This is a genomic window from Pseudomonas sp. HP_14 (assembly GCF_055283875.1).
Genome location: NZ_JBTOQI010000033.1, coordinates 29,406 through 45,142, shown reverse-complemented (window position 1 = coordinate 45,142; position 15,737 = coordinate 29,406). Strand labels below are relative to the sequence as shown.

The following is a 15,737-nucleotide window of genomic DNA, read 5'->3' as shown; positions in this document are numbered from 1 at the left end:
CGTGACCTTTTGAGGCCTGCTTCGATCGGTTTTTCTGTCGTTGGGTGAAGCTTGCTTCAACGGCGCGTCGCATAGCGCAGCAGTTTCCGTGCAGCCTGTAATGGAGTGTTTATGGTAGTCAAGGTATTGGTGGTGGATGACTCCGGTTTCTTCCGCCGCCGCGTCACGGAAATTCTTTCTTCAGACCCAAACATCAAGGTTGTCGGTACCGCGAGCAACGGCAAGGAAGCGATTGATCTGGTGCTGTCGCTCAAACCTGACGTGATTACCATGGACTACGAAATGCCCATGATGGACGGCATCACTGCTGTTCGCCAAATCATGCAGCGCAGTCCAACCCCGGTGCTGATGTTCTCCTCGCTGACCCACGAAGGTGCCCGCGTTACGCTGGATGCCCTGGACGCCGGTGCGGTGGATTTCCTGCCCAAGAATTTCGAAGACATTTCGCGTAACCCGCAGAAGGTCAAGCAACTGCTGTGTGAAAAGGTCCACAGCATCTCGCGCAGTAATCGCCGTGGCTTGAGTGGTTCGGCTCCGGTGGCAGCGCCTGCAGTCGCCCCGGTTTCATCTCCAGCTCATGCCCCGACTCATACATCAACTGCGGCCCCTGCCACCGGCAGAACGGCCAGCCCGGCTCCAGCGCGCCCGATAACTCCGCGTGCGGCAGCTGCGCCCGCTCCGGCGGCAAGCGGTTCGCACCCGCCGTTGTCGGGTACGCCCAAGCGCAAGGCTTACAAGCTGGTCGCTATCGGCACCTCGACGGGCGGCCCGGTCGCCTTGCAGCGTGTGCTGACTCAGCTGCCTGCCAATTTTCCTGCGCCTATCGTACTGATTCAGCACATGCCCGCAGCATTCACCAAGGCCTTCGCCGAGCGTCTGGACAAGCTGTGCAAGATCAGCGTCAAGGAAGCGGAGGATGGTGACATCCTGCGCCCAGGTCTTGCGCTCCTGGCTCCAGGTGGCAAGCAGATGATGATCGATGGTCGCGGTGCAGTGAAAATCCTGCCGGGCGACGAGCGTCTGAATTACAAGCCTTGTGTGGATATCACCTTTGGTTCGGCGGCCAAATCCTATGGCGACAAGGTGCTGGCGGTCGTGCTTACCGGCATGGGCGCGGATGGTCGTGAGGGCGCGCGTTTACTCAAGCAAGGTGGCAGTCACGTTTGGGCTCAGGACGAAGCAAGCTGCGTGATCTATGGCATGCCAATGGCGATTGTCAAAGCTGACCTGGCGGACGCGATTTACAGTCTGGACGATATCGGCCGGCACCTGGTGGAGGCGTGTGTCTGATGGATGTTCTGAGTCTGATCGGTCTCATCCTCGCGTTCATTGCAATTGTCGGCGGTAACTATCTGGAAGGTGGACATTTGTCCGCCTTGCTCAATGGTCCTGCGGCATTGATCGTCATTGGCGGTACCTTGGCAGCATCAATGCTGCAGTCGCCCATGAGCGCTTTCAAACGGGCTATTCAGATCGGTATCTGGATTCTGTTTCCGCCGCGCATTGATCTGGCGGGCGGCATCGACCGGGTGGTCAACTGGAGCATGACCGCACGCAAGGAAGGTTTGCTGGGGCTTGAGTCGGTTGCCGACGCCGAGCCTGATACCTACGCTCGCAAAGGCTTGCAACTGCTGGTGGATGGGGCTGAGCCACAAGCGATTCGCAGCATCCTGGAAGTCGATTTTCTGACCCAGGAGCATCGTGATGTCCAGGCCGCCAAAGTATTCGAAAGCATGGGCGGCTATGCGCCGACCATCGGCATCATCGGTGCGGTGATGGGCCTTATTCACGTCATGGGCAATCTGGCCGACCCGAGTCAGTTGGGCAGCGGTATTGCCGTGGCGTTCGTAGCCACTATTTATGGCGTGGCCTCGGCCAACCTGATTCTGTTGCCGGTTGCCAACAAGCTCAAGGGCATTGCCTTGCGCCAGTCGCGTTATCGGGAAATGCTGCTCGAAGGTCTGCTGTCCATTGCCGAGGGTGAGAACCCGCGCTCCATTGAACTCAAGCTGCAAGGCTTCATGGAGTAATACGCCATGGCTCGACGTCGTCGACCCGAAGAGCACGAAAATCACGAGCGCTGGCTGGTGTCTTACGCGGACTTCATCACGCTGCTGTTTGCCTTTTTTGTCGTGATGTATTCGATTTCGTCTATCAACGAAGGCAAGTACAAGATCCTCTCCGAGGCCTTGGTCGGTGTATTCAACGACTCCGAGCGCAGCATGAAGCCGATCCCCATCGGTGAGCAGCGCCCACTGTCGGTCAAACCGGCCGAGCCCCTGGTCAGGGACAGCGAGCAAGTCGACGCGGGCATCGGCCAGAACACCACTGATCCGCTCAAGGAAATTGCCGACGATGTACGTGCGGGCTTCGGCGACCTGATCAAATCCAATCAGATGACGGTGCGCGGCAACGAGCTGTGGATTGAAATCGAACTCAGCTCAGGCTTGCTGTTCGGTAGCGGTGACGCTATTCCGAGCGACAAGGCGTTCACGATCATTGAAAAAGTCGCGAAGATCATCAAGCCATTCGACAACCCGATTCACGTCGAAGGTTTTACCGATGACCAGCCGATCAGCACCTCGCAGTTTCCGACCAACTGGGAACTCTCTTCGGCGCGTTCGTCGAGCATCGTGCGGATGCTCGCGATGGAAGGGCTTAACCCCGCCCGCATGGCCTCGGTAGGGTATGGCGAATTCCAGCCAGTGGCTTCCAATGCGACGGCCGAAGGGCGTGGTCGCAATCGTCGGGTGGTGCTGGTGATCTCCCGTAATCTGGACGTGCGCCGTAGCCTGACCGCTTCAGGCTCGGCCAATGCGCAACCGGATGCTGCCTTGCGCCGTGCTGGCACACAAACTGCACCTGCGCCTGTCAACCCGGCGGTTCGCAGCAATACCGTCAATTCTTCGTCACCCGTACGATAGTCGTTTCTCGGTATGGCCACGCCATTACGGGAGGAAGAGCACACATGAGAGTCTGGGCAGTAGCCAATCAAAAAGGTGGCGTGGGTAAAACCACTTCGACCATCGCGTTAGCGGGGCTGTTGGCCGATGCCGGCAAGCGCGTGGTTGTGGTCGATCTCGACCCCCATGGCTCGATGACCAGTTACTTCGGTCACGACCCTGACCTGCTTGAACACAGCGTCTTTGACCTGTTCCTGAATAAAGGCAATATCCCCGATGGCCTGCCCGGCCAGTTGTTATTGCCGACCAGCGATCAACGCATTTCCCTGCTGCCTTCGAGCACTGCACTGGCCACGCTTGAGCGCCAGTCACCCGGCCAGAGTGGCCTGGGGCTGGTAATCGCCAAAAGCCTGGCGCAGCTCTGGCAGGATTTCGACTACGCCTTGATCGATAGCCCACCCTTGTTGGGTGTCTTGATGGTCAATGCATTGGCGGCGAGTCAGCAGTTGGTGATCCCGGTGCAGACTGAGTTCCTTGCCGTCAAAGGTCTTGAGCGCATGGTCAACACCCTGGCGATGATCAACCGCTCACGTAAAGTCCCGTTGCCCTACACCATCGTGCCCACCTTGTTTGACCGGCGCACACAGGCGTCCATGGGGACCCTTAAATTGTTGCGTGACAGCTTTCCCGAACATGTCTGGAAAGCTTATGTGCCCGTGGACACCCGTTTGCGCGATGCGAGCCGCAAGGGTGTCACGCCTTCTCAGTTCGACAACAAAAGCCGTGCGGTACTGGCCTATCGGGCTTTGCTCAAGCATTTGTTGTCCGAGCAGCTCGTGGCGCAGGTGGCTTGAGATGAGCACGCAGTCTTTATTTTCGACAGGCACGCAGAACCATTCAAGTCGGGGCTTACATTGGCCGATAACTCATTCAAGCGGTAATCGCGTCAATCATTGTGTGGCACCTGTATGAACCTGAATCGGCCTGTAGAGATAGCAACACGACCGCAGTTGGCGCTGCAGTCTTATCTGGATGCGCTGCTTCAGGACGCCACTGAAGATCTGCCCGAAGTATTGCCGGACGAGCCGAAGCTCGCGGAAGATGATTTTGAAGCAGCGGTGCGTGAAGAGCAGGAGCATGACAAGCGCATGCAGGCTCTGGCGACACCGATTGCCGTGGCCGTTGCTGCACCTGCGCCTGTTGCCGTACCCGTTGCGGTTGCTGCGCCGGTGCAGGTCCCGGTCGCCGTCCCCTTGGTGGCGCGGGTTGAAGTTGAAGTCGTGCCGGAAGTTGCAAAGGTGGTTTCGGTACCGACAGCAGAATTGATCGAGCCGGTTGCCGATGTTCATCTGGCAACCGCCCAGCGCACACCCACGCCGCCGCCTACCAGCGACGGTCGGCCTGCCTGGGCAGAGGAGCCGTTCGAATGTCTGCTGTTTGATGTGGCCGGTTTGACGTTGGCCGTGCCGCTGGTTTGTCTGGGGTCGATTTATCCCCTGGCCGGACATGATTTGACGCCGCTGTTTGGTCAGCCGGAATGGTTCCTCGGAATCCTGCCGAGCCAGAGTGGCAACCTGAAAGTCCTGGATACCGCGCGCTGGATCATGCCGGACCGGTACCGCGACGATTTTCGTCAGGGCTTGCAGTATGTAATTTCGGTTCAGGGTTATGAATGGGGGTTGGCGGTGCATCAAGTCAGCCGCTCATTGCGTCTTGACCCGAGCGAGATCAAATGGCGTACCCAGCGAGGGCAACGTCCCTGGTTGGCGGGCACAGTGATAGAGCACATGTGCGCCTTGCTGGATGTTTCAGAGTTGGCCGAGTTGATAGCCAGTGGCGCGGTCAAGCAGATGCACAAAACCAAATAATCAAGAGGGGGCGTAGAGCACGTCTCCTGCACAGCACACACGCGAGGGGTTGGGGTTATGAAGAAGTCGTCCGCACAAGGTTCCGAAGATCCTATTCTGCAGTGGGTTACGTTCCGCCTGGATAATGAGTCTTACGGCATCAACGTGATGCAGGTCCAGGAAGTGCTGCGCTATACCGAGATCGCGCCAGTACCGGGTGCTCCAAGCTACGTGCTGGGTATCATCAACCTGCGCGGTAACGTCGTGACTGTGATCGACACGCGTCAGCGTTTTGGTCTGGACCCGGTTGAAGTCAGCGACAACACGCGTATCGTGATCATCGAAGCCGACAAGCAAGTGGTCGGGATTCTGGTCGACAGCGTTGCTGAAGTGGTTTATCTGCGTCAGTCTGAGGTGGAAACCGCACCTAACGTCGGTAACGACGAGTCCGCCAAGTTCATTCAGGGCGTGTGCAACAAGAACGGTGAGTTGTTGATCCTTGTTGAACTGGACAAGATGATGTCTGAAGAAGAGTGGTCCGAGCTGGAGAACATCTGATTGATTCTTGAGGTAGCTGTCATTTTCCTGGGGGTTCTCTGGGTAGTGACCCTGGGTTTGTTCATCACGTACACGAAGCGCCAGCGCCAGCTCGACCTGAAGAGGGAAGAGCTGGACGCTTTGCGTGATCAGCGCTTTCGGGAGCTGGCCAGGCGTGTGGATCATTTCCAGAGCGGTACCGTCAAGATGGGTGAGGCTTTGCACGAGTTGCGGGCAACTGTCGGGCCTTTGCCTGACAAACTCACTGCGTTGGAACAGCGCGATCCGTCGACGTTGTCTTTTGCTCAGGCAGCGCGGCTGGTCGGCATGGGTGCCAGCGTCGACGAACTCACCCAGGCCTGTGGTTTGACTCAGGCAGAGGCTCAGTTGATGAGCAAGTTGCATAGTCATAATCAGGGGTGATGGTGGTGCTCGCTCGCGCGGGCACCATTGGTGCTGAGTACATATCCATTATTGGAGTGTGCTGGGGTTATGGCTCCGCCCTTACGGCGGGTCACTTTTGATAGATCCGGAAGCCGGCCCAGACAAAAGTAACGAAAACGCTCTTGCCCCACCACTCGGCACCTCGCTGTCGCTCGGTGTACCCGCCCGCAGATCCCGAACCGTGGGCCGCCGCAATGGGCCGTCCATGGCCCGGCGCGGCTAACCCGGCATCCTTGCCACTCTTCAACTCAAGGGCGTCCCACGCTTCAGAATCTGCGTTCGGCCAGCGTGGTCTAACGGGGCGCCTAAGATCAAAATCAAAAGCGCGGCGGCCTGACAGCCGACCTGATTTGTGAACTTACCGATTTTCTGTAGGAGCTGCCGAAGGCTGCGATGCTGTGTGTCAGACGAAACCTGTGTTGGATGTGCTGACGTCTCGCGAACAAGTTCGCTCCTACCGGTCCGAGGTGAAACCGCTGCTTTTGATCTGCTTTAGATTTTGATCTCAGGCGCCCCGTTAAACCACGCCGGCCGGAATTCGACATTGCTGCGTGGGGGCTCTTGCTAAATGAGGGGGCGGCAGGGATGCCAGTTTAGCCGCCTCAGGCCATGGATGGCCGGTGGCGGCGGCCCCACGCAGCAATGTCGGATTACGGGTATGCCGAGCGACAGCGAGGCACCAAGTGGTGGGGCATGTACGGATCAACCACATGGGTTACTTTCGCGCTCTTCGAAAGTGACGCGCCGTAAGGGCGCAACCATTAGCAGCCTTGACCGCTAAAACGGATATGTACGCACCACCACCTATATCCTCACCACTTCGGCGTAATATCCCGCTCCACCGGCGGCGCATCCGGATCCTGCCCCACCGGAAACTTGCCCTTCAAATGCCACGCAAACGCAATGATCTCCGCAATGGTACGATACAGCGGCTCCGGAATACTGTCGCCCAACTCCATGCGCGCCAGTAACTTGACCAGCTCGGCATTCTCATAGATAGGCACTTCATATTCCCGGGCGATGGCCAGAATGGCCTCGGCCAACTGATCATCACCTTTGGCACTCAAGGTCGGCGTGTGCGTGCCGTCGTAAGTCAGCGCGATAGCCTGACGCGGGTTTTGGTCAGCTTGGCTCATCAGGCGTTCTCGTCGATCCAGCGTTGTTGAAGAGTAGTACGCGGGCCTTGAGGCGGCACGCCTTGACTGCACGCCAAGTCACCCACCTCAAGGCCGGAGGCAATCAATCGCTCGCGCAAGTAACCCAGTTCCTTGCTGATCAATGCCGCACTGTCAGCACGCTCTGCCCAGAGCTGGCTCGATAGCTTGCCGCGCAATAATTGCGCCTGGACCTGGAGTGCGCCGAGAGGAGACAGGTCAAAGGCCAGATCGATTCTCCAGAGTTTTTCCATGGCTTCTTTGGGCTCGCTGTCATCCTTGTCCTTGCTGTTTTCCTTTTCAGGCGTGTCTTCGCGTTGCACCTTGACTTGCATGGGCACGATTTCCTGACCATTGCGCATCGGGATTTCCATCTGCCAGGTGGTCAGTTGATTGCCTTCTGCGGTGCTTCGGGTCTGTTCCAGGCTCGCCAACTGATGGCTTTGAACCCGCGAAACTGCCGCTGCTGCGAATTTCAGTAAAATTTCCAGATCATCTTCTTTGCCGCCTTTCACTGCCCGCGAAGGTAACGGAAAGTGGATCGGCAGGGGAGGCGGTGCAACCAGCCCCATGGTGCCCAAGGCGCTGCGCAAAACGCCTGGCATCGTGCGGGTCAGCATGTTGGAGGCTGCGGCCGCGTCGTAGCTGGCATTGGCGGGTAGGCCGGGCAGCAACTGAGTAATGAGTTGTAGCAGGTTTGCCTTCATGTCCGGCATCGCCATGGGGTTGAGACCGGCCAGCAATCTGGACTCCATGAACAGGCCGCTGGCGTTGATCGCCTGAGCCACGACACGCGGGTTGCTCATCTGCTCGATGTCCGGCAAGTCTGCCAGCAACTGCTGGATACTCGCCTGGAGCGGCGAGGAGGGCGCTGAGCTCGTCGTGCTTGCAGGTGGAAGGTTACGCAGCGCGTTAAGCAGCACGTCCAGAGAGCCTTGGCGGTTTTGCTGGGTGGTGAGTTGCTGGGTTACTGCCAATTGATCGAGGTTGTTCGGCAGCGGTACGAAATTAACACTCTGGCTGCCTTGGACCTGAGCGCTCAGCAGTGCACCCGGGCGCAATGGTTGAGGGCTTTCGATACTCAGGCTGGTGCCAACCAGCGCGGTATTGAGCAGGATCACGATAGAACGATAAAGCGCCGGCTGTGCAGTCTGCTGAGTACCGGGCTGGGTGCCCGGTAACGTCGCAGTTGTGGGCGCACCGGCTTGTGGCGCTCCCTGACCGGTCAACTGGCTGACTGCGTTGGCGACCACCTGAGTGGTGAGCACCCGGGCCTGCAACAAGGTGCCTTGCGGCAACTGATCGGTGTCGATACTGGTTTGCAGATTATTTAAAGCAGTATTGACCTGCTGCAAGGTCATGGTCAGCGCGCTAGGCGAAGCTTGAGACACCGAAAGCGTGGTGCCGGGCGTCAGGGGCAGAGGGCTGGTGACGTTGACACTCGTCTGGCCACCGTTGCTCAGGGCCAGTTTTATCAACAATTGAAAGTTCTGTTGCAACTGCTTGAGGGTTATCACCTCGGCCGCGACAGTCTCTCCCGGCTGTATAAGGTTTTCCAGCGGCTGCAGTAACTGAAGCACCTGAGCCGGGGAAAGCCCTGCGCGGCCCAGAGCGGCAGCGGCTGTTGTCGGTTGGAGGCTGGTGATATCACCTGTCATGGAATCGCGACCTGTTGAAAATGCCCTCTCGTGGCGGGCGTGCCATGTATAATGCGCGCCCATCGTAGAGCGGTAGTTGCACAATGTAACGGCCGTTTTAAAGCTGACTTGAACAGCCATTTCTTCAGACCGCACGTTCTCTGCTGTGTTCTGATGCGACCTGCGCAGCACCGGGAACCCTGGATGACTCGTTCCATACCTTTTCTGCAAGCCTGCGACCTGGCGTGTGAGCGCGACTGGCGAATGCTTTTCGAGCACCTAGAGGTGCAAGTCAATGCAGGTGACATGCTGCAGATCAGCGGTCCCAACGGCAGTGGCAAAACCAGCCTGTTGCGCCTGCTGTGTGGGCTCATGCAGCCGACTGCCGGACAGGTACTCGTTAACGGTTTGCCGTTAAGCGAGCAGCGTGTCGAACTGGCGCGCAATTTACTCTGGATCGGTCATGCTGCCGGCATCAAGGATTTGCTGACGCCGGTGGAAAATCTTGCCTGGCTGTGCGCCCTGCATCGTCCAGCCGAATCAGCGGCAATCTGGCAAGCACTCGAGGCTGTCGGGCTGCGGGGATTTGAAGATGTACCGTGCCATACGTTATCGGCCGGGCAACAGCGGCGCGTAGCGCTGGCGCGTCTGTATCTGGAAAGCCCGCCAGTCTGGATTCTCGACGAGCCCTTCACTGCGCTCGACAAACAAGGCGTTGCTCAACTGGAAGAACATCTGGCCGGGCATTGCGAGCGAGGCGGCATGATTGTGTTGACCACTCACCACACCTTGAGTCGCACACCGCCCGGTTATCGCGATATTGATCTGGGGCAATGGGCCGTATGAGTCATGTGTTTACCCTGCTGGTCGCACGCGAGGCGCGTCTGTTGTTCAGGCGTCCCGCCGAACTGGCCAACCCGCTGGTGTTCTTTGCGATTGTTATCGCCTTGTTCCCGCTGGCTGTCGGTCCGGAGACGCAACTGTTGCAAACCTTGTCCCCGGGGTTAGTCTGGGTAGCGGCCCTGTTGTCAGTGCTGCTCTCGCTGGATGGCCTGTTTCGTAGCGATTTCGAGGACGGTTCGCTGGAGCAGTGGGTGTTGTCCTCGCATTCACTGGCGCTACTGGTTCTGGCGAAAGTGCTGGCACATTGGACCTTTTCCGGTCTTGCGCTGGTATTGTTGGCGCCGCTGCTGGCGCTGATGCTCGGCTTGCCGACTCAATGCCTGCCCGTGTTGCTGTTGTCCTTGCTATTGGGCACACCGGTATTGAGCCTGCTCGGTGCTGTGGGCGCGGCGTTGACGGTGGGTTTGAAGCGCGGCGGTCTGCTGCTGGCGCTGTTGATCCTCCCGTTGTACATCCCGGTATTGATCCTGGGAAGTGGCGCGTTGCAAGCAGCGCTGCAAGGTATGCCTGCAACCGGCTACCTGCTCTGGCTGGGTAGCCTGACCGCGCTTGCCGTGACCCTGACACCCTTTGCAATAGCCGCTGGCCTGAAGATTAGCGTCGGCGAATAAATGAGGTTTGTCTGAATGGCTGTATTTGGCCAGCAGCAAACCCGAGCGACACCGTAGAAGGCAGCTTGATGAAAGGCAGCGTCATGAAAGAAAACGCTAAAAGCGGATTGAGTTGGGCCTGGTTCCACAAGCTCGGTTCTCCAAAATGGTTCTATGGCATCAGCGGGCGTCTGCTGCCGTGGTTGAGTATCGCCGCGGTATTGCTGATCGGCATCGGTGTTGTCTGGGGGCTGGCCTTCGCGCCACCGGACTACCAGCAGGGCAATAGTTTCCGGATTATTTACATCCACGTTCCGGCGGCCATGCTCGCGCAGTCCTGCTATGTGATGCTGGCGGTCTGCGGCGTGGTGGGGCTGGTGTGGAAAATGAAGCTTGCCGATGTCGCGCTGCAAAGCGCAGCGCCCATCGGTGCCTGGATGACGGCGTTGGCGCTGGTCAGCGGGGCCATCTGGGGTAAGCCGACCTGGGGTTCCTGGTGGGTCTGGGATGCACGCCTTACGTCGATGCTGATTCTGCTGTTTCTATACTTCGGTCTGATTGCCCTGGGCAACGCCATCAGTAATCGTGACAGCGCCGCGAAGGCTTGCGCGGTGCTGGCAATCGTTGGCGTGATCAATATTCCGATCATCAAATATTCAGTTGAATGGTGGAACACCCTGCATCAGGGCGCGACGTTCAGCCTGACCGAAAAACCGGCCATGCCTGCCGAAATGTGGTTGCCGCTGCTGTTCACGGTGCTGGGGTTCTACTGCTTCTTTGGCGCCGTGGTTCTGCTGCGCATGCGCCTCGAAGTGCTCAAGCGCGAGGCTCGGGCCAGTTGGGTCAAGGCTGAGGTGCTCAAATCCCTCGGGCAGCCACCGGTAAAGGGAGCGGCACAATGAAATTTGATTCATTCGGTGAATTTCTGGCCATGGGTCATCATGGCCTGTTCGTCTGGTCAGCCTATGGCATCTGTTTCGTGGTGCTGGCGATCAATGTGGCGTTGCCGTTGTTGGCACGTCGGCGTTACCTGCAACAAGAGGCGCGTCGCCTGCGCTGGGAGAAACAGAAGTGAATCCGCTGCGTAAAAAGCGCCTGTTGATCATCGTGGCGATCCTCGCCGGTGTCAGCATCGCCGTCACTCTGGCCTTGAGCGCCCTGAAAGAGAACATCAACCTTTTCTACACCCCGACCCAGATCGCCAATGGCGAAGCGCCGCTGGATACGCGTATTCGTGCGGGCGGCATGGTGGAGAAGGGGTCCTTGCAGCGCTCCACTGACTCGCTGGACGTGAAGTTCGTCGTGACGGATTTCAACAAGGCCGTGACCATCACCTATCGCGGCATCCTGCCGGACCTTTTCCGCGAAGGGCAGGGCATCGTTGCCCTTGGCAAGCTCAATGCAGACGGCGTGGTCGTCGCCGATGAAGTGCTGGCCAAGCATGATGAAAAGTACATGCCGCCTGAAGTCACCAAGGCGCTCAAGGAAAGCGGTCAACCAGCGCCGATTTCCTCAACACCATCGAAGCAGGGCTGATCATGATTCCTGAACTCGGCCATCTGGCCATGATTCTGGCGCTTTGCTTCGCCGTCGTGCAGGCCAGCGTGCCATTGGTGGGCGCATGGCGCGGCGACCGCATGTGGATGAGCCTGGCGCAACCCGCGGCGTGGGGGCAGTTCAGCTTCCTGGTTTTCGCCTTCGGTTGCCTGACTTACGCGTTCATGACCGATGATTTTTCCGTGGCTTATGTGGCTGAAAACTCCAACAGTGCGTTGCCCTGGTATTACAAGTTCAGCGCGGTGTGGGGTGCCCACGAAGGTTCGCTGTTGCTGTGGGCGTTGATTCTGGGCGCCTGGACTTTCGCTGTTTCGGTGTTCTCCCGTCAGCTGCCGCAAGTGATGCTGGCTCGTGTACTGGCCGTGATGGGCATGATCAGCGTCGGCTTCATGCTGTTTCTGATCCTGACCTCCAATCCGTTTTCGCGGATCCTGCCGCAAGTGCCTGCCAACGGTCGCGACCTTAATCCGCTGCTTCAGGACATTGGTCTGATCGTCCATCCGCCGATGCTGTACATGGGCTACGTCGGGTTCTCGGTGGCCTTCGCGTTTGCCATTGCTGCTTTGCTTGGCGGGCGTCTTGATGCGGCCTGGGCACGCTGGTCACGTCCATGGACCATCGTCGCCTGGGCATTCCTGGGGATTGGCATCACGCTGGGTTCATGGTGGGCGTATTACGAACTTGGCTGGGGTGGCTGGTGGTTCTGGGACCCGGTGGAAAACGCCTCGTTCATGCCATGGCTGGTGGGCACTGCGCTGATCCATTCGCTGGCCGTGACCGAAAAGCGTGGCGTGTTCAAAAGCTGGACGGTCCTGCTGGCTATCGCAGCGTTTTCCCTGAGCCTGCTGGGTACATTCCTGGTGCGCTCCGGGGTGCTGACCTCTGTGCATGCCTTCGCTTCCGATCCGGAGCGCGGCGTGTTCATTCTGATCTTCCTGCTGTTCGTGGTCGGTGGTTCGTTGACCCTGTTCGCCTTCCGCGCGCCCGTGGTCAAGAGCCATGTCGGCTTTGGCCTGTGGTCCCGGGAAACCCTGTTGCTGGGTAACAACCTGGTGCTGGTAGTGGCCGCTTCGATGATTCTGCTGGGCACCCTGTATCCGCTGGTACTCGATGCCATGAGTGGGGCGAAGATGTCGGTAGGCCCGCCGTATTTCAATGCGCTGTTCGTGCCGTTGATGGGCCTGCTCATGGCGGTCATGGCGATTGGTGTACTGGTGCGCTGGAAAGACACCCCGGTCAAATGGCTGGCCAGCATGCTTGCGCCGGTGTTGATCGGCAGCGCCGTACTGGCGGTGGTTGCCGGGTTCGCCATGGATGATTTCCATTGGGCTGTCGTGGCCACCTTCATGCTGGCTGCCTGGGTATTGCTGGCGGGCGTGCGCGATCTGCTCGACAAGACGCGTCATAAAGGTCTGATCAAAGGCTCACGCAGCATGACCCGCAGTTACTGGGGCATGCAGCTTGCCCACATTGGCATTGCGGTCTGTGCTCTCGGCGTCGTGTTGTCGAGTCAGAACAGCGCCGAGCGTGATTTGCGCCTTTCGCCGGGTGAGTCCATGGAGCTGGGCGGCTATATGTTTGTGTTCGAAGGTGCCCGGCATTATCAGGGCCCGAACTTCACGTCTGATCGCGGCACCGTTCGTGTGCTTGAGGACGGTAAACAAGTGACCATCCTGCATCCTGAAAAGCGCCTGTACACCGTGCAGCAATCGATGATGACCGAGGCGGGTATCGACGCCGGTTTCACTCGCGACCTGTACGTGGCCATGGGGGAACCACTGGGGGATGGCGCCTGGGCAATACGTGTCCACGTCAAACCCTTCGTGCGCTGGATCTGGTTCGGTGGGTTGATCACTGCATTGGGTGGCGTATTGGCGGCGATGGACAAGCGTTATCGGGTCAAGGTCAAAAGCAAGGTGCGTGATGCCCTGGGCCTGGAGGCTGCGGTATGAAGCGCTGGGTTTTGCTGTTGCCGTTGGCAATCTTTCTTGGCGTCGCGGTCTTCCTGTATCGCGGTCTGTATCTTGACCCTGCTGAACTGCCGTCCGCATTGATCAATAAGCCGTTTCCGGAGTTTTCCCTGCGTGAAGTGCAGAGCGATAAAGTCCTGACCCGTGCCGATCTGCTGGGCAAGCCTGCGCTGGTCAACGTCTGGGGCACCTGGTGCGTGGCGTGCCGTGTCGAACATCCGGTGTTGAACAAGCTGGCGCAGCAGGGCGTGGTGATTTATGGCATCAACTACAAGGACGTCAATGCCGACGCCTTGAAGTGGCTCAAGGATTTCCACAACCCGTACCAACTGAATATTCGTGATGACGAAGGCAGCCTGGGCCTGAACCTTGGTGTTTACGGTGCTCCGGAAACCTTCCTGATCGACAGCAAAGGCATCATTCGTCACAAGTTCGTCGGTGTCGTGGATGAGACCGTGTGGCGTGAGCAATTGGCCGGCTTGTATCAGGGATTAGTTGATGAGGCTAAACAATGAAGCGCCTGTTTGCCGCTTTTGTTTTAAGCCTCGGTCTTGCCAGCGTGGCGCATGCCGCGATCGACGCTTACGAGTTTCGTGACGACGCTGAGCGTGCGCGTTACGCCGAGTTGACCAAAGAGCTGCGCTGCCCCAAGTGTCAGAACCAGGACATTGCCGACTCCAATGCGCCCATCGCTGCTGACTTGCGCAAAGAGATTTTCCGCATGCTGGGCGAAGGGCGGACCAATCAGCAGATCATCGACTTCATGGTCGATCGTTATGGCGACTTCGTGCGCTACAAGCCTGCGCTGACCGCCAAAACCTGGCTGCTGTGGTTCGGCCCTGCCGGGCTTCTGCTGGGCGGCATGGTTGTGATTGGTGTGATTGTCGTGCGTCGTCGTGGCCAGGGCCGCGAGGAAAACGACGTGCTTTCCGACGAGGAGCGTCAGCGCCTCGCAAATCTGCTGGATAAAAACCGCGAATGATTGATTTCTGGCTAGCCGCCGGCCTGCTGTTGCTGGTGGCCATGAGTTTCCTGCTGATTCCTGTACTGCGCGGCCGTCGCGCCCAAAGTGAAGAAGACCGCACTGCGCTCAACGTTGCGTTGTATCAGGAGCGGGTCGCTGAGTTGCAAGGTCAGCAAGAGGAGGGCGTGCTGTCCCCGGCGCAGATGGACAGCGGTCGCGCTGAAGCTGCCCGTGAGTTGCTGGCTGATACCGAGGGCGCTGAACCACTGCGTACTTCACGCCTGGGCAAGACCTTGCCTCTGCTCGCCGCATTGCTGGTGCCGTTGATGGGCATTGGTCTTTATCTGCACTTCGGTGCCAGTGACAAGGTCGAGTTAACCCGCGAATTCGCGCAGCCACCCGGTTCGATTGCCGAGATGACCAACCGTCTGGAGCGCGCCGTGAAAGCCCAGCCGGACTCTGCGGAAGGCCTGTACTTTCTGGCTCGCACCTACATGGCTCAGGATCGCCCGGCTGATGCCGCTGCAATGTTCGAGCGTGCAGTTGCGCTGGCAGGTCGTCAGGCTGAGTTGCTCGGCCAGTGGGCGCAGGCGCTGTACTTCGCCGGTGGCAAGAAATTCAGCCCGCAAGTACAGGCATTGACTAACGAAGCGCTGCAGGCTGACCCGAAGGAAGTCACCAGCCTCGGCCTGTTGGGGATTGCCGCTTTCGAAAGCCAGCACTATCAGCAGGCGGTAGATTACTGGAAGCGCCTGCTGGCCGTGCTGCCGTCGCAGGATCCATCCCGGCAAGCGCTGGAAGGTGGCATAGCCCGGGCCAGTGAAAAACTTGGCGAAAGCGCTGCCGACACGAATCAGCCTGCCATAGCTCCCGAGAAGACAGCATCGATCAAGGTGCGCGTGGATCTGTCCGCTGATCTCAAAGCTAAAGTAGCGCCGGGCGATAGCGTATTCATCTTCGCTCGCGCAGTCGGCGGGCCTCCTGCGCCTCTGGCGGTGAAACGGGTGACCGTCGCCGACTTGCCCGTTGAAGTCGCATTGGGCGATGCCGACGCCATGATGCCGCAACTGAAACTGTCGAACTTTCCGGAAGTCCAACTCGTGGCGCGGATATCCCGCGCTGGTCAGCCGACCACCGGCGAGTGGATCGGCCGCAGCAAGCCTCTGGCCAGTAACATTACGGCCTTGCAGGCGCTGACCATCGACAGCCCTGATCAGTAGAGAGCACGCCT

The 15,737-nt window shown here is 58.7% G+C and carries 18 protein-coding genes; 16 read left to right on the top strand and 2 right to left on the bottom strand.

What is annotated here, in order from left to right; all coding sequences use genetic code 11:
* Window positions 1-111 precede the first annotated feature (111 nt).
* The 7 genes from ACYASS_RS17880 to ACYASS_RS17850 all read left to right on the top strand — a co-directional run bounded on the left by ACYASS_RS17880 (window position 112) and on the right by ACYASS_RS17850 (window position 5,710).
* Window positions 112-1,290, top strand: a complete 1,179-nt coding sequence (locus ACYASS_RS17880; protein WP_463587092.1) for a protein-glutamate methylesterase/protein-glutamine glutaminase — start codon at window positions 112-114, stop codon at window positions 1,288-1,290.
* Entirely contained in the window at window positions 1,290-2,030 is a 741-nt protein-coding gene (locus ACYASS_RS17875) for a flagellar motor protein (protein ID WP_243246817.1), read from the top strand. Before ACYASS_RS17880 ends, ACYASS_RS17875 begins: the two co-directional genes overlap by 1 nt.
* Window positions 2,031-2,036: 6 nt before the next feature.
* The gene (gene motD, locus ACYASS_RS17870; protein ID WP_243246818.1) at window positions 2,037-2,924 is read left to right on the top strand and encodes a flagellar motor protein MotD; all 888 of its coding nucleotides are present in this window, start codon (window positions 2,037-2,039) and stop codon (window positions 2,922-2,924) included.
* Window positions 2,925-2,968: 44 nt separating this feature from the next.
* The gene (locus ACYASS_RS17865; protein ID WP_122665649.1) at window positions 2,969-3,757 is read left to right on the top strand and encodes a ParA family protein; all 789 of its coding nucleotides are present in this window, start codon (window positions 2,969-2,971) and stop codon (window positions 3,755-3,757) included.
* A 114-nt stretch (window positions 3,758-3,871) separates the two neighbouring features.
* A complete protein-coding gene (locus tag ACYASS_RS17860) occupies window positions 3,872-4,771 on the top strand; it encodes a CheW domain-containing protein (protein ID WP_463587091.1) in 900 nt (299 codons plus the stop codon).
* Between the two features lie 57 nt (window positions 4,772-4,828).
* Entirely contained in the window at window positions 4,829-5,308 is a 480-nt protein-coding gene (locus ACYASS_RS17855; RefSeq protein ID WP_027898780.1) for a chemotaxis protein CheW, read from the top strand.
* Window positions 5,309-5,710, top strand: coding sequence for a DUF2802 domain-containing protein (locus ACYASS_RS17850; RefSeq protein ID WP_122665647.1), 402 nt, complete (start codon window positions 5,309-5,311; stop codon window positions 5,708-5,710).
* Window positions 5,711-6,543: 833 nt separating this feature from the next.
* Here the strand turns inward: ACYASS_RS17850 and ACYASS_RS17845 are convergent.
* Both ACYASS_RS17845 and fliK read right to left on the bottom strand, forming a co-directional pair.
* Window positions 6,544-6,867: an EscU/YscU/HrcU family type III secretion system export apparatus switch protein gene (locus ACYASS_RS17845; protein WP_122665645.1), complete on the bottom strand. Its 324-nt coding sequence runs from the start codon at window positions 6,865-6,867 to the stop codon at window positions 6,544-6,546.
* Window positions 6,867-8,543 (bottom strand): flagellar hook-length control protein FliK, encoded by a 1,677-nt coding sequence (fliK, locus tag ACYASS_RS17840; RefSeq protein ID WP_463587090.1) that lies wholly within the window; start codon window positions 8,541-8,543, stop codon window positions 6,867-6,869. Before fliK ends, ACYASS_RS17845 begins: the two co-directional genes overlap by 1 nt.
* Window positions 8,544-8,726: 183 nt before the next feature.
* On the opposite strand from fliK, the gene ccmA reads away from it, so the two are divergent.
* The 9 genes from ccmA (at window position 8,727) to ccmI (ending at window position 15,726) form a co-directional block, all read left to right on the top strand.
* Window positions 8,727-9,368 (top strand): cytochrome c biogenesis heme-transporting ATPase CcmA, encoded by a 642-nt coding sequence (gene ccmA, locus ACYASS_RS17835; protein WP_463587089.1) that lies wholly within the window; start codon window positions 8,727-8,729, stop codon window positions 9,366-9,368.
* Complete coding sequence (ccmB, locus tag ACYASS_RS17830) at window positions 9,365-10,036, top strand: heme exporter protein CcmB (RefSeq protein WP_087267367.1); 672 nt, start codon at window positions 9,365-9,367, stop codon at window positions 10,034-10,036. The genes ccmA and ccmB overlap by 4 nt, the downstream gene beginning before the upstream one ends.
* 83 nt (window positions 10,037-10,119) lie before the next feature.
* Window positions 10,120-10,917, top strand: a complete 798-nt coding sequence (locus tag ACYASS_RS17825; protein WP_463587266.1) for a heme ABC transporter permease — start codon at window positions 10,120-10,122, stop codon at window positions 10,915-10,917.
* Window positions 10,914-11,090: a heme exporter protein CcmD gene (gene ccmD / locus ACYASS_RS17820; protein WP_027898026.1), complete on the top strand. Its 177-nt coding sequence runs from the start codon at window positions 10,914-10,916 to the stop codon at window positions 11,088-11,090. Before ACYASS_RS17825 ends, ccmD begins: the two co-directional genes overlap by 4 nt.
* Window positions 11,087-11,551 carry a cytochrome c maturation protein CcmE gene (gene ccmE / locus ACYASS_RS17815; RefSeq protein WP_243248143.1) on the top strand — a complete coding sequence of 155 codons (465 nt, stop codon included), beginning with the start codon at window positions 11,087-11,089 and terminating at the stop codon, window positions 11,549-11,551. The genes ccmD and ccmE overlap by 4 nt, the downstream gene beginning before the upstream one ends.
* A 2-nt stretch (window positions 11,552-11,553) precedes the next feature.
* Complete coding sequence (locus tag ACYASS_RS17810; protein WP_463587088.1) at window positions 11,554-13,524, top strand: heme lyase CcmF/NrfE family subunit; 1,971 nt, start codon at window positions 11,554-11,556, stop codon at window positions 13,522-13,524.
* Window positions 13,521-14,057 (top strand): DsbE family thiol:disulfide interchange protein, encoded by a 537-nt coding sequence (locus tag ACYASS_RS17805; RefSeq protein WP_243248141.1) that lies wholly within the window; start codon window positions 13,521-13,523, stop codon window positions 14,055-14,057. The genes ACYASS_RS17810 and ACYASS_RS17805 overlap by 4 nt, the downstream gene beginning before the upstream one ends.
* Entirely contained in the window at window positions 14,054-14,524 is a 471-nt protein-coding gene (locus ACYASS_RS17800; protein ID WP_463587087.1) for a cytochrome c-type biogenesis protein, read from the top strand. Before ACYASS_RS17805 ends, ACYASS_RS17800 begins: the two co-directional genes overlap by 4 nt.
* Entirely contained in the window at window positions 14,521-15,726 is a 1,206-nt protein-coding gene (gene ccmI, locus ACYASS_RS17795) for a c-type cytochrome biogenesis protein CcmI (protein WP_463587086.1), read from the top strand. The genes ACYASS_RS17800 and ccmI overlap by 4 nt, the downstream gene beginning before the upstream one ends.
* Window positions 15,727-15,737: the final 11 nt, after the last annotated feature.